The organism is Paraburkholderia sp. Ac-20340, assembly GCF_017104965.1.
GTDB lineage: Bacteria > Pseudomonadota > Gammaproteobacteria > Burkholderiales > Burkholderiaceae > Paraburkholderia.
In genome coordinates, this window is sequence record NZ_JAAGPR010000024.1 from 55,867 (window position 1) to 67,920 (window position 12,054).

Consider the following 12,054-nt stretch of genomic DNA (forward strand, 5'->3'; position numbering starts at 1 on the left):
GCCGGTCGACCGGGATGATTGTCGGTGGTTATCCGGTCATGGTTGTCGCTCCTTGTTGGTGATTGTCGCCGGATGATTGTCGGCGCCTGCTGTTCTGTTTGTCGCTGGCGGTGCGACGACGGTAGCTTTCGACATTCATCTCGAAGATCGTCGAATGATGGACGAGCCGGTCGATTGCGGCGACGGTCATGCCGGGATCTGGAAACACGTTGTTCCAGCCCGAGAACGGCTGGTTGGCGGTGATCAGTAGGCTACGGCGCTCGTATCTTTCGGCAATGAGCTCGAACAGCACGCTGGTTTCGGCCTGATCCTTCCGGGCATATGACAGATCGTCCAGGATGATCAGGTCGAAGCGGTCGAGCTTGGCAAGAACTGAGGGCAACTGCAGGCTCTGACGCGCAGCCTGCAGCTTCTGCACGAGTTCGCTGGTACGCGTGAACAGCACCCGGTAGCCGGCGTCAATCAACGCGTGTCCGATGGCCGAACCTAGATGACTTTTGCCGGCTCCGGGCGGGCCGAACAGGAGCGCCGTGGCGCCTTTCTCAAGCCACGAATCGCCGGTCGCGAGCGCCATGACGTGTGCCTTTGAAACCATCGGCACCATGCTGAAGTCGAAGGTCGCAAGCGTCTTGGTCGGGTCCAGATGCGACTCGGCACGGTGTCGTTCAATGCGCCGTTTGGCCCGCTCGGCCAGTTCGTGTTCGAGCAATGCGCCGATCAGCCGCGTGGCCTGCCAGCCTTCCTTGTCGGAGCGCTCCGCAAACTCGGGCCACAGGCGGGCGATGGTCGGCAAGCGCAGTTCATTGAGCATCAAGGCAAGACGGCCGGCATCGTAAGCGGGCGTGCTCATGCGACCTCCTTGCCGAGCAGGTCGTCATAGCTGCTTGCGGGTGGCATCTCAACATTGACGACTGGGCAATCGGCGTGACGCGGCGAGAACTCCTCGCGCAGAGCCTTCAGATCAGGCAGCTTGCCATCAACCAGCAACGCGTTGAGGCGCGCGGCCAGCACGGCCTCGACGCCATCGAGCGCAGCGAGTTCAAGCAATCCAACGATGACTTTGCACGCCTCGCGTTGCGTCAGTCTCGCCTCCAGCTGTTCCCACGTCCGGCGATACGCCTCACGTGGAAACAGCTCGTCTCGAAACGCAAGCCCCTTGAAGGCCTGCGGCTTGCGTTTGAGGCTCTCAATAAAGTGTCGGTAATCCAGCGCGCGGCGGTTGTCGCCGGCACGCGAGCCGCGCGAGGTGCTATGCACCAGCGCGCCCGACAGATAGCAGTCGAGCCTGTCACCATACACGCGCACCTTCAGGCGATGACCGATCAGTCGCGACGGCGCGCTGTAAAGAATGCCGCGTACAGTGAAGGTGCTGCAGCGTGTGACGCGTGCCTCTTCTTCGACGAAGTCTGTCGTGCGCCTTGGCGGCAGATCCATGAGCTGTTCGCGCTCAAGGCGGAACGCAGCTGCGTTCCGCCGGTTGCGACGCATGACGACCTCGCGCAGAAACTCATCATAGGCCGCACGATCAACGAAGTCCCGATGGCCGCGCAACATCAACGCCTGGTCGACGGCTTCCTTCAGATAGCGATGCGACGACTCAACGCTGCCGTTCTCGTGGCCCAGGCCGCGATTGTTGCGTGTCCCGTTCATGCCATAGTGCTCAAGCAGCGCCGCATAGCGCACTGTGAAGTCGTCTTCGTCAGCGAGATTCCTGAACGCCGCTGAGAGACTGTCGGTGCGATGTTCGCGCGGACATCCGCCAGCCTGCCACAGTGCATTCTGCAATCCCATGGACAGGGCTTCGAAGCTCTCGCCACCTTCAACGACATTGGCGTATTCCCAGCGTGAGAACGAGAGCACGAAGTGGTACAGCCGGTGTTCGAATGGCACGCCAGCGATCGTCACTCGCAGTTCGGCCATGTCGGTAAAGTCGGACAGGCCGCGTGCGCCGGGCTCATGCAGCTGCGGGAAGAAGACTTCCTTGGGTGGGCCGGACATCGCCCTCCAGTGCCGCACGCGTCGCTCGAGTGTGCGGCGTGTGCTGTCGGGATACTCCCCGGGATGATCGTCCTGCAGCTTACGCAGGATCGTGACCGCCTGAAGTTGCGGCGCGTTTGCGAGCATCGTAACGACTTCAGTATCCCAGACGTCGGCGAAAGGATCAGGGCGCGAGCGCCAATAGCGGCGTGGCTTTTGGGACGGCAGTGAGGCGTCTCGTTCTATGCGCCGGGCGCTGCGGACACTGATGCCAGCCTTGGCGGCGGCGATCTCCTGAGAGTGGTGTTTGCGTTTAGACATGTAGAGGCGAACCTGTTGGTCGGTGATACGGGTTCCGGACATGCGGCTGATCGCTTTCTTATTCGATCAGCCATCGTAGAACCCGGCCGACTCGGCGCCGCCGGTGATTCGTCGTCTTCGGCGGCTACGCCGCCTTCGACTCCTCACCACCGGCCAAAACCTTCGCCGCTACACCGGCCAAAATGATTGTCGCCCTCCAGGTCGCGGCGCGTGGAATGGATTCATGAATCTGCCGTCCGTGGTTGGACAGCGCGGGGGGCTGCTATGTAGTCGCTTGCGCCGATTACATCAGGTACGAGGTAAGGCGGCTTGTTATGTCCTTGCCATGGGTAATGACAGCATGACTCATTTCTCGACCACGCGCTCCCCCTCCTGCCAACGGACACGATTACCTGCAGAGCAACGTCGACTCGTTGAATTGACTATCGCTCGGCGTGCATGAACTGGACGGTTCGCTGCGCTACGCCGGTAGTGTGCGACCGTATCTGTCCGAGGCACGTGCCGCGATGTTCTACGAGCGCGCGCTGTCGCTCGCCCAGGCCGCGGCTCCATTACAGCCTTCGCCACGTCTCGAACCGGGCCGGGACTATTACTGGATACGCCCCGAAATAGTCTGCGAGGTGTCGCTTCTCGAATGGACGCGCGGTGGTGAAATCCGACATGGCAGCTTTCATGCAATGCGCGACGACAAGCCGTCCCGGAGATCGTTCGCGAGCACGTGGTCGACATCCATACCGCGCAGATAGCTGACATTCCTGCGAGCCACCCGTGCGGCGATGCGATGGTATGGTTGCGGGCGTCAGCATCAGCGACGCGGGACGCGTGTCAGCGTCGGATAGATACTCCTCATTTTCGTCGAAGTAATTTTCCCCAGTTTTTGTCTGGCGCCGCCGCGTAAGCGGCGGCGCTCTCCCGATCACCGACCATATCCCACTACGGATCCGTCGAGGGGGTGTCGGTGATCGAACTGGGAGAGGTTATGACGATTCTGGAATTGCACCGGCAGGGGCTGAGTATCTCGGCCATCGCCGCTCGACTGGGTATGGACCGCAAGACCATTCGCAAATACATCAAGGGTGGTATGCAGGCGCCGCGTTACGGTCCACGTGCACCGCGACCCTGCGTCATCGACCCGTTCGTTCATTATGTGACCGAGCGTGTGCGTGAGTATCCGGACCTCAGTATCGAGCGGCTGCTGCGGGAGATTCACGCCATGGGTTACGCGGGCGGTCGAACAGCGCTGGGCGACCTGGTTCGGGAAGTCCGGCCACCGCGACAGCGTGGCTTCGAGGTGCGCTTTGAGACTCCCGCTGGCCACCAGGCGCAGGTAGACTTCGCACACTTCAATGTTGAGTTCGACGATGTACCGGGGCAGCGACGCTCAATCTGGTTGTTCTCGATTGTGCTCGGGCACAGCCGCTATCTGTGGGGGCGTTTCGTCGAACATCAGGACCTGCAGACCGTCCTGCGCTGCCACATGGAAGCGTTCGAGCACATTGGTGGTGTGCCACGCGAAGTGCTGTACGACCGCATGAAGGCAGCGGTGCTGGGCGAAGTCGAGAAGCACATCGTCTACAACGCGAAGCTGGTCGCGTTTGCACAGCACTATGGTTTCGCTCCGCGTGCGTGCAAGGCGTATCGCGCCAAGACCAAGGGCAAGGTCGAACGCCCCTATCGCTATATCCGGCAGGACTTCTTTCTCGCACGACGATTCCAGAATCTCGCCGATCTGAACCGCCAGTTGCGCAACTGGCTCGACACGGTGGCCAACTCACGAGTACACGGCACGACGCATCGCGTTGTCATGCAACACTTCCGGGAGGAACGCCCCGCGCTCCAGGAGTTGCCTGCCGGCGTCTTCAATGGCGTCATCAGACTCGAGCGGCGCGTGAGCCACGAAGGTCTGGTCTCGGTCGGCGGCAACTACTATAGCGTGCCCGATCGCACCCGCAGGCGCACGCTCGACGTCCATAGTCTGGCTCACGAGATCCGCATCTACGAGGACGGCGAACTGCTCGCAGTGCACCCCGTGCTGGAAGGCCGGCGACGAACATCGTTGCTGCCTGGCCATCGGAGCGCGGGCCAGCGCAGGCAGCAGGCGGCGCGCGACGTATCGTCGGGCACGACCGGTGTCGGACGTCGGCCGCTGTCGTTTTACGATCAGGTGGCCAGGCGTCTGGCTGATGCCGGGAGGCGCGCATGAACAGCGTTCCAACCTCAACCGTCGAACGGATACAGCGTTACCTCGTTGGCTTGCGTATGCCGCGTGCGCTTGAAGCGCTGGATGCCACCTTGAAGCGTTTCGAACAGGGCGACAGCTCGATGCTCGAAGTGCTGGAGACGTTGCTGGGCGAGGAGTTCACGACGCGCGAGACGCGGCGCATCCGCATGGCGCTGCAGACAGCGAGGCTGGGCACCGTCAAGACGCTCGCCGGATATGACTTCAGCTTCCAGCCGAGTCTCGATCGCGATCGCATCATGACGCTTGCGCAACTTGAGTTCATCGAACGACGCCAGACGGTCCACTTCCTCGGGCCGCCAGGAACTGGCAAATCACACCTCTCCATTGCGCTAGGTGTCGAAGCGGTGCGTGCGGGCAAGAGCGTGTACTTCGGCTCACTGGCAGAAATCGTCAATTCGATGGCGAAGGCCGAACGCGAAGGCAACCTCGCCCAGCGTGTGCGCTTTCTTGCGCGCAACAGTCTGCTCATCGTTGACGAGATCGGCTATCTGCCGATCGGCTCCAACGGGGGCAACTTGTTCTTCCAGCTCGTCAACGCGTGTTACGAGCGCTGCGCCATCGTCCTCACGTCCAATCGCAGCTTCGGCGAATGGGGCGAGGTCTTCGGCGACACCGTCGTCGCAGCGGCGCTGCTCGACAGGTTGCTGCATCACGCGATTGTTGTCCAGATTGAAGGTTCGTCGTACCGGCTGCGGGAGCATGCCGATCTCCTGCCTGACCACCTGCGCAACCGACCATCCGCCCTAAACCCGGCACCGGTCGAACCTGCTAACCGACGCCCGGGTCGCCCCCGAAAGAGCTCACCTGATCCATTCAGCGGCTGATCACCGCAAATACACAGGGTGGGGAAATTTACTTCGACGATTCTGAGGAAATTAAGTCCGACGTTGACAACGCGTCATTGATGCCAGCGCGGCGCATACCAAGCTCGAAGTCGCGCGTTACTACTAGGCAATCGCAGAATGGGCACTGCCACACCTTCGCGATCGGCCGCTCTCGCTTGTCCGGGCGCCGGACGGCATCGATGGCCAGCTCTTTTTCCAGAAACACGAGGAGCGGGCGAAGGTTCCGGCTGCCGAGGAACTGCCCGTCGAACTGCATCCGGGACACGCGGCGCTGCTCGTGGCCAACAATGCCCGGGCCGTGGTCGGACTTGTGCAGATAGGCGTGATCGAACTGCATACCTGGAATGCGGTCTCGGCCGACCTTGGGCACCCCGACCGGATGATCTTCGATCTTGACCCGGACCCGGCGCTTGAATGGAGCCGCATGATCGAGGCGCCCCAGCTACTCAAGGTGGTGCTCGACGAATTCGGTCTCGCGTCATTTCCCAAGACCAGTGGCGACAAGGGGCTACATATCGTTGTGCCGCTGACCGGCGGCCAAGATTGGGAAAACGTGAAGGCGTTCTCGAAGTGCGTGGCAAAGCACATGCAGCGGGTGGTGCTTTCACGGTTTACCGCAGTGTCGGGGCCGCGGAACCGCGTCGGGAAAATCTTTATCGACTATCTGCGCAATGCGAAGGGCGCCACGTCGGTTGCGGCCTATTCGGTTCGGGCCCGTCCCGGCATGGGTGTTTCAATGCCCGTGGCCTGGGGAGAGCTGCCATCGCTCAGGTCTGCGCATGAATGGACAATGCAGTCAGCGCTCGCGCGTCAACGTCGCCTGGGTGGTGATGCCTAGCAGGGTTACTGGACTGTCCGGCAGGCGATCAGCAACGCGATGCGGCGTGCCGTCGGCGCGTGATGCGCAGAAGGCTTCGCTTCTCCGCGTGAGCAGTAAGCGCTGCACGAGCGCCGTCTTGACAGGCGCGCGGGATCTTCAGGCGTTTGCGCGAAGCTGGTCCGCAACGACCCACGGCATGAGTTCGTCAACGCGGTTGATCGCGTGGTCGGCGATGCGTGCGAGCACGAAGCGCAGATACGCCTCGGGATCGACATCGTTGAGTTTCGCCGTGCCGATGAGGCTGTAGATCACGGCAGCGCGTTCGCCACCCGAGTCAGCGCCGGCGAACAGATAGTTACGTCGGCCGATGGCCACCCCGCGCAACGCGCGCTCGACTGGCAGGTTGTCGATTTCGAGCCGGCCGTCATCGCAATAACGCGTGAATGCCTCCCACCGGTTCAGGGCGTAGAGGATCGCCCGACTCGTGTCGGATTTGCGCGAGAGCGTTTCCAGCGTTGTTGTGAGCCACGCATGGAAGTGCTCGAGTAGCGGCCGCGCATGCACCTGTCGATATGCCCGGCGCTCATCGGGTGGTTTGCCCCGGATCGTTTCCTCGATCTTGTACAACACACCGATACGCTCGAGCGCTTCGGTGTTCAGCGCATTCGGACGTGCCGCGTGCAACTCGTAGAACTGGCGTCGCGCGTGGGCCCAACAGGCTGCTTCAATCACACGCCCGGTTTCGTAGATGGCCCGGTAGCCGCCGTACGCGTCAGCCTGCAATGTGCCGCTGAACGACTCGAGGTGCTGTTGCGGATGGATGCCCTTGCGATCTGGCGTGTAAGTGAACCATACCGCCGGCGGCGTCATATCGGCCGAGGTGCGATCATCGCGCACATACACCCACAAGCGACCGGTCTTCGTCTTGCCGTTGCCCGGCGCGAGCACCGGTACCGGCGTGTCATCGGCGTGGAGTTTCGTTGCCGCCATCACGTGACGACGCAACGCCTCGACGAGAGGTTGCAGGAGCGTCGCGGCGTGACCGACCCACTTCGCGAGTAGCGAGCGATCAAGCTCCACGCCTTCGCGTGCGTACATGACCGACTGCCGGTAGAGCGGTAAGTGATCGGCGAACTTCGAGACCAACACGTGAGCCAGTAGTCCGGGGCCGGCCAGGCCACGCTCGATCGGTCGGCTCGGTGCTGCTGCCTGTGCGATGTGGTCACAACACGAGCAGGCGAACTTCGGTCGCACATGCCGGATCACGCGGAAGCTTGCCGGCACGTACTCGAGTTGTTCAGCAACGTCTTCGCCCAGGAGCTTCATCTTGCTGCCGCACTCCGGGCACTTCTCGCCCGACTCGGGCAAATACGTTTGAACGTCGCGCGGCAGATGTTCGGGCAATCGCCTGCGCGGTGCCTGTTCCGGTACCGTGAGCGTTGCCTTCGGAATTTCAACTGGCATCGCGCCTTCGTCGGCTTCGAGCTCTTCGAGTCGCAGTTCGAGTTGCTCGATCTGCCGGTCCGGTCTCTCGGACTTGCGCCCGAACTGCATGCGGCGCAGCTTCGCGATCAGCAGCTTCAGGTGCTCGATCTCAGCCTTGCCCGTGGCGATGACCGCCTCCTGCGAGTCGACGACATCCTGCAGGCGTTCAATCCTGGCGTCGCGCTCGCGCAGCAGCGCTTTCAAGGCATCGATGTCGTCGGGAAGGGTGTCGGCCGAAGTCATGACCGACAGTTTACGTGTCGGCGCCGACGTTTACAACGCAGAAGTGGGTTGCGCCGTGCGCGTGGGCTGGCGCCAGTCGATGCCTTCGAGCAGCATCGAAAGCTGCGCGGGACTCAGGCAGACCGTTCCGCTCGTGGCTTGAGGCCACACGAAACGTCCCTTCTCGAGGCGCTTCATGAGCAGGCACAATCCATCGCCGCTCCACCACAACACCTTGAGTAGATCGCCGCGTTTGCCCCGGAACACAAACACGTGGCCACTGAACGGATCACGCTCGAGAACGCTCTGTACCTTCGCGGCGAGACTGTTGAAGCCGGCGCGCATGTCGGTGACACCGGCGGCGAGCCACACGCGTGTGCCAGATGGTAGTCCCAGCATCATTGAGCATCACGCAGGCTAGCCAACACGACGCGCAGTACGTCGAGATCCGGGGTGCCTTCAAAGCGAACCCGAACCGCTCCGCGCTCCACCGTGATGGCCGGCTGCTGCTTCGACGACGGCGCGATCTGCACGGGGAGAAAGGACTCTGGCGCCGGCAATAGAGCCGTCGATTGCGCAGGCGAACGTTCGCGTCGCCACTTTGCGACCATGTTCGCGTTCAGACCGTGTTCCTGCGCAACGTCGGCGATCGAACGCGCCGGGTCGTTAGCTTGCGCAACCACCATCTCCCGGAATTCTTGTGTGTAGTTCCTCGAGCCGCGTCGCCGGCCCGGTGCGCTCACTTCCATCATTCTGATTCCCACCAGATCTAGTGGGAATCAGAATGCCGAAGCCGCATCGTTATGAACAGACGGTACGGTGGACTCGCTTACCGTGAGCAGCGGGAGAAGCGCTGTCTATCCGGCGTCTTGTGGCTCCAGAAGTCCAAGTCGGGGTAGTGCCCGAGACCAGATGTAATCGAGCAACAAAACGAGATCGGGGCCCGATATGCTGTTGCGAGGTGTTCGAACCATAATTTCATGCTGCCCGCGTAGTTCGTGAACGGTGGTCTCAGGATCTACCTGGAATTCAATTGTGGTCTGCACTTCGAGTCCGGTGTCCTGTCCGACGCCGAAATGTTTGGCTGCAGTCGCCAGTTGAAAACACACGTTCATCCACGGGCTGTTGTCGCAAAGGAACTTGCCGAAATCTTTATTCCCCTGGATGTTCCGGCCTGCGAATTCGTTCAGGCGACCAAGCGCGTTGGCATCGCGAAGTGCTTCATATACCCAGTCTTTCATCTGCCACGCCGTCGTCACAGCATTCATCACCGCATACGCGCGCTGCTGCAGATCGGCGGGGGCATTGTTGTGCAGCTCCAGCGCTTCAAAGTTCAGTTTGCGGTAGAGATCAGCTGGAGTCTGAAGAGAGAATGTACGGGGGTTGGACGCGGCCATTAATTTTCCTGACGACGCACTAGAGACATAACGTCTGGGACCGCTTGAGCAAGCTAGCCACAATCTCAGGCTCCCCCTCAAGAAGGTAGTTCCCCGTTTAGCGTGTGAAAAGAACTTCTGCCCTGCATAAGATGACACGGAATACAGTCGTTGCGGCCCCAATAAGAAACGGGCCTCGCGGCCCGTTTTTCAGTCATTCAGTATTCCAGACGCCATTCAGGAAGTTCAGGGAAAGAGCTTCGCGTCGACGTCTTCGCCTTCGCGCGCAGCCGCTCTTTCATGGCAGGCGTCACGACCGGCATCGTCTTCGAACGGGCACGGCGCACCACCACCTTCGGCTGCTTGGCAGCGTCAGCCGGCTTTTTTGCTTTCAGTGCTTCGCTCATATCAACTCCTTCTGTTGCAGATAGTCTAGCAGTTTTTCCCAGCACCGGCTGTCGGCACCCAGATCGAACTCCATCAGGCGCTGGGAGCCATTTTCCCGCCACCAGGCCTCGTCGATCGCGATCACGTCCTGAACCGTAAGGCAGCCCGCGAGATCCACGCGGCCATCGGTTTCCCCGTGATCGAGCGGGGCATCAAACCCGAGTTTTGGCCAGACGAAATAGCCGATCATGTGCCTGGCATGTCCGCGACCGCCGCCGGCGATCAGCGAGATACGGGTGTAGCCCATGCGGTGCGCAGTCATCGCACAGAGCGCAAACGCTACTGTGCCGAGACCTTCGGGCGCCTGGTGGCGCAGATAGAAGTGGTCGACATGCACAGCACGCGGCGGGCCAATTTCTTCCGCAGGGAATTCGTCGTCATCGCCGTCATCGGCCAGCACATCGTCAAGAAACAGTGCCTCGCCGGTCCCCTGTTCGTCATAGATGCCGACGCGGTTCTTGTGGCCTTCATGCACCAGATTCGGATGGATCGTCGTGAAGTAGGTGCCCGGGGGCGCATCGTCATCACCGTAGCCGTACTGGTCCTGCGCATGCACGCGTGCGCCGTCAAACACCATCAGCAACTGCGCCGCCTCGCGGCTCGACATCACCACGCCGAACAGTTCGAACGCGTCGCCGTCTTCCAGTTGCACCCCGTCGTAACGGAATGTGCCGCTCAGATGCGCTGCCGCCTGTGGCGTGCGGCACAGCGCGTCGTACGGTCCACTCAGGACGCGGTTGAAGAAGTCGGTCGTTGGAAGCGGCATAGTACGGTATTCAGGAAAAAGCTGTCTGCCCTGCGGTGGTAACTGCATTCGGGGATGCCCCGTATGCGCCGTCGTGACGGGCGGCAAAATCGACAGTGGCCACGCGCAACGCATTTTGCCTGAAATCTGGCTTCCAAATCCGCATGATTCTGGAAGACGATCAGGTAGCTTCGGTCACGCTCGCCGTCGCAAATTCGGGGGCGCGCTTCAAGCAAACAGGCAGACCCCACCGCGGTCGATACCATCGTCGACTTTCGGCTGAAGGTGAAACGTAACACTCAGTCCGAGTTAAATGCACTGCCAAGAGTAGACTGCGACGCAGCACATCGATCTGGGAGACAGCAATGGAAGTTATCACGCCCGACGCTTTCCGCAGGGACCTCGCCATGCTGCTTCGTGATCTTCCCCGCGGCGTTGCCGCTCGCCTGACCAACTATGCAGTTGCCTGGTGGGATGGCCGGGAGGTTGTCTTTGCATATCTTCGCGAGGACGATCTTCGACTGATCGAAGAAGAGTTTGAGTTGCGCGATCTGCTCTGGAATGAGTGGGCAAACGAACTGACTGCGTGGTTCCGCGAACCTCGCTTCGAACGTATGGAAGAAATCGAGAGCTGGATAGCCGACTCGCCACCGCGCGATGTCGACTCAGAGGCGTGAGCAGCCTTGGGCATCCCCACTACACTGGAAATTGAGCACACCATGCCGTCAACAATTACAAATGAACAGATCATCGCGGCGTTCAACGTCGCGAGGCGCGTCTACCTCGGGGAAGTGAAGGCGTCGGTGGGCGCCACCCAGCTGTCCACTGATCATGGCATCAACATCAACAGTGCGAAGGCACTTATCCGCGACTACCGGCATCTCCGAAAAGGTGAATGCTACCGGCGCACGCTGAGCACGCCTGCAGCGGAGGTCTTCCTGCAACGGATTTTTACGGAAGATGGCGCTGATGCGCTTGCGCCAGCTATCGCAGCAGTCTGGGCGCACATTGCCTACTACGAGCAGACACGTAAGACTACCGTTCACGCCTTGCGTGATGTGGTTGCGCGGTATGAGGCGCAATTACAAGAGCACCGGCAAAGCGCGACGCTGACGCAGGCACGCGCTCAATTCGAGCGCGAGATTGAGGCGTCTCTGGCGGACACTGGCGATGCCCGGCGCCAGCGACTGGCCACTGCAGCGAGGAAGCCAGCAACCACCACCGTCACAACCGAAATTTTCTTGCGCAATGCCGACGTTGTCGCGGAAGTTCTGGCGCGCGCAGGTGGCATATGCGAAATTTGTCGTCGCGATGCTCCGTTTATGCGGAGGGACGGCCGACCCTACCTTGAAGTCCACCATCTTGTTCAACTCGCCGATGGGGGGGAAGACACGACGGCAAATGCTGTCGCCGCCTGTCCGAACTGTCATCGCCAGGCGCACTACGGTGCATCCGCCTGACGTGAACTACAGACCGGGTAGTGAACCGAGCCGGGTTTGGTGGAGGCTCCAACTCTTGAGAGAAATGGTATGGACGCCTCCCTTCCACATCGTGAGGCGCAATCCTTCGACATG

General features: G+C 61.0%; 13 protein-coding genes. 5 read left to right on the top strand and 8 right to left on the bottom strand.

Annotation, left to right across the window (positions count from 1 at the left end):
* Positions 1 to 28: 28 nt before the first annotated feature.
* Both istB (G3N59_RS25465) and istA (G3N59_RS25470) read right to left on the bottom strand, forming a co-directional pair.
* Positions 29 to 850: an IS21-like element helper ATPase IstB gene (gene istB, locus G3N59_RS25465; RefSeq protein WP_205985584.1), complete on the bottom strand. Its 822-nt coding sequence runs from the start codon at positions 848 to 850 to the stop codon at positions 29 to 31.
* Positions 847 to 2,340, bottom strand: coding sequence for an IS21 family transposase (gene istA / locus G3N59_RS25470; RefSeq protein ID WP_205985585.1), 1,494 nt, complete (start codon positions 2,338 to 2,340; stop codon positions 847 to 849). The genes istB (G3N59_RS25465) and istA (G3N59_RS25470) overlap by 4 nt, the downstream gene beginning before the upstream one ends.
* A gap of 937 nt (positions 2,341 to 3,277) precedes the next feature.
* Between istA (G3N59_RS25470) and istA (G3N59_RS25480) the strand changes: the two genes are divergently transcribed.
* The 3 genes from istA (G3N59_RS25480) (at position 3,278) to ligD (ending at position 6,223) form a co-directional block, all read left to right on the top strand.
* Positions 3,278 to 4,501 (top strand): IS21 family transposase, encoded by a 1,224-nt coding sequence (gene istA / locus G3N59_RS25480; RefSeq protein WP_205985587.1) that lies wholly within the window; start codon positions 3,278 to 3,280, stop codon positions 4,499 to 4,501.
* The gene (gene istB, locus G3N59_RS25485; RefSeq protein WP_074987891.1) at positions 4,498 to 5,364 is read left to right on the top strand and encodes an IS21-like element helper ATPase IstB; all 867 of its coding nucleotides are present in this window, start codon (positions 4,498 to 4,500) and stop codon (positions 5,362 to 5,364) included. Before istA (G3N59_RS25480) ends, istB (G3N59_RS25485) begins: the two co-directional genes overlap by 4 nt.
* A 145-nt stretch (positions 5,365 to 5,509) precedes the next feature.
* Complete coding sequence (gene ligD, locus G3N59_RS25490; RefSeq protein ID WP_241024095.1) at positions 5,510 to 6,223, top strand: non-homologous end-joining DNA ligase; 714 nt, start codon at positions 5,510 to 5,512, stop codon at positions 6,221 to 6,223.
* A gap of 138 nt (positions 6,224 to 6,361) precedes the next feature.
* Here ligD and G3N59_RS25495 read toward each other — a convergent pair whose 3' ends face one another.
* The 6 genes from G3N59_RS25495 to G3N59_RS25520 form a co-directional block, all read right to left on the bottom strand.
* The gene (locus tag G3N59_RS25495) at positions 6,362 to 7,933 is read right to left on the bottom strand and encodes an IS66 family transposase (protein WP_205985588.1); all 1,572 of its coding nucleotides are present in this window, start codon (positions 7,931 to 7,933) and stop codon (positions 6,362 to 6,364) included.
* 30 nt (positions 7,934 to 7,963) lie between these two features.
* Positions 7,964 to 8,284, bottom strand: coding sequence for an IS66 family insertion sequence element accessory protein TnpB (tnpB, locus tag G3N59_RS25500; RefSeq protein WP_346777931.1), 321 nt, complete (start codon positions 8,282 to 8,284; stop codon positions 7,964 to 7,966).
* 26 nt (positions 8,285 to 8,310) lie between these two features.
* Positions 8,311 to 8,664 carry a transposase gene (locus G3N59_RS25505; protein WP_234489200.1) on the bottom strand — a complete coding sequence of 118 codons (354 nt, stop codon included), beginning with the start codon at positions 8,662 to 8,664 and terminating at the stop codon, positions 8,311 to 8,313.
* 105 nt (positions 8,665 to 8,769) lie between these two features.
* Positions 8,770 to 9,309 carry a hypothetical protein gene (locus tag G3N59_RS25510; RefSeq protein WP_205985589.1) on the bottom strand — a complete coding sequence of 180 codons (540 nt, stop codon included), beginning with the start codon at positions 9,307 to 9,309 and terminating at the stop codon, positions 8,770 to 8,772.
* Positions 9,310 to 9,506: 197 nt separating this feature from the next.
* Positions 9,507 to 9,695 (bottom strand): hypothetical protein, encoded by a 189-nt coding sequence (locus tag G3N59_RS25515; protein WP_027820657.1) that lies wholly within the window; start codon positions 9,693 to 9,695, stop codon positions 9,507 to 9,509.
* Positions 9,692 to 10,549, bottom strand: a complete 858-nt coding sequence (locus tag G3N59_RS25520) for a hypothetical protein (protein WP_241024083.1) — start codon at positions 10,547 to 10,549, stop codon at positions 9,692 to 9,694. The genes G3N59_RS25515 and G3N59_RS25520 overlap by 4 nt, the downstream gene beginning before the upstream one ends.
* Positions 10,550 to 10,845: 296 nt before the next feature.
* Here G3N59_RS25520 and G3N59_RS25525 point away from each other — a divergent pair, with 296 nt between their 5' ends.
* A complete protein-coding gene (locus tag G3N59_RS25525) occupies positions 10,846 to 11,157 on the top strand; it encodes a hypothetical protein (protein WP_205985590.1) in 312 nt (103 codons plus the stop codon).
* Between the two features lie 6 nt (positions 11,158 to 11,163).
* A complete protein-coding gene (locus G3N59_RS25530; protein ID WP_241024085.1) occupies positions 11,164 to 11,940 on the top strand; it encodes an HNH endonuclease signature motif containing protein in 777 nt (258 codons plus the stop codon).
* Positions 11,941 to 12,054: the final 114 nt, after the last annotated feature.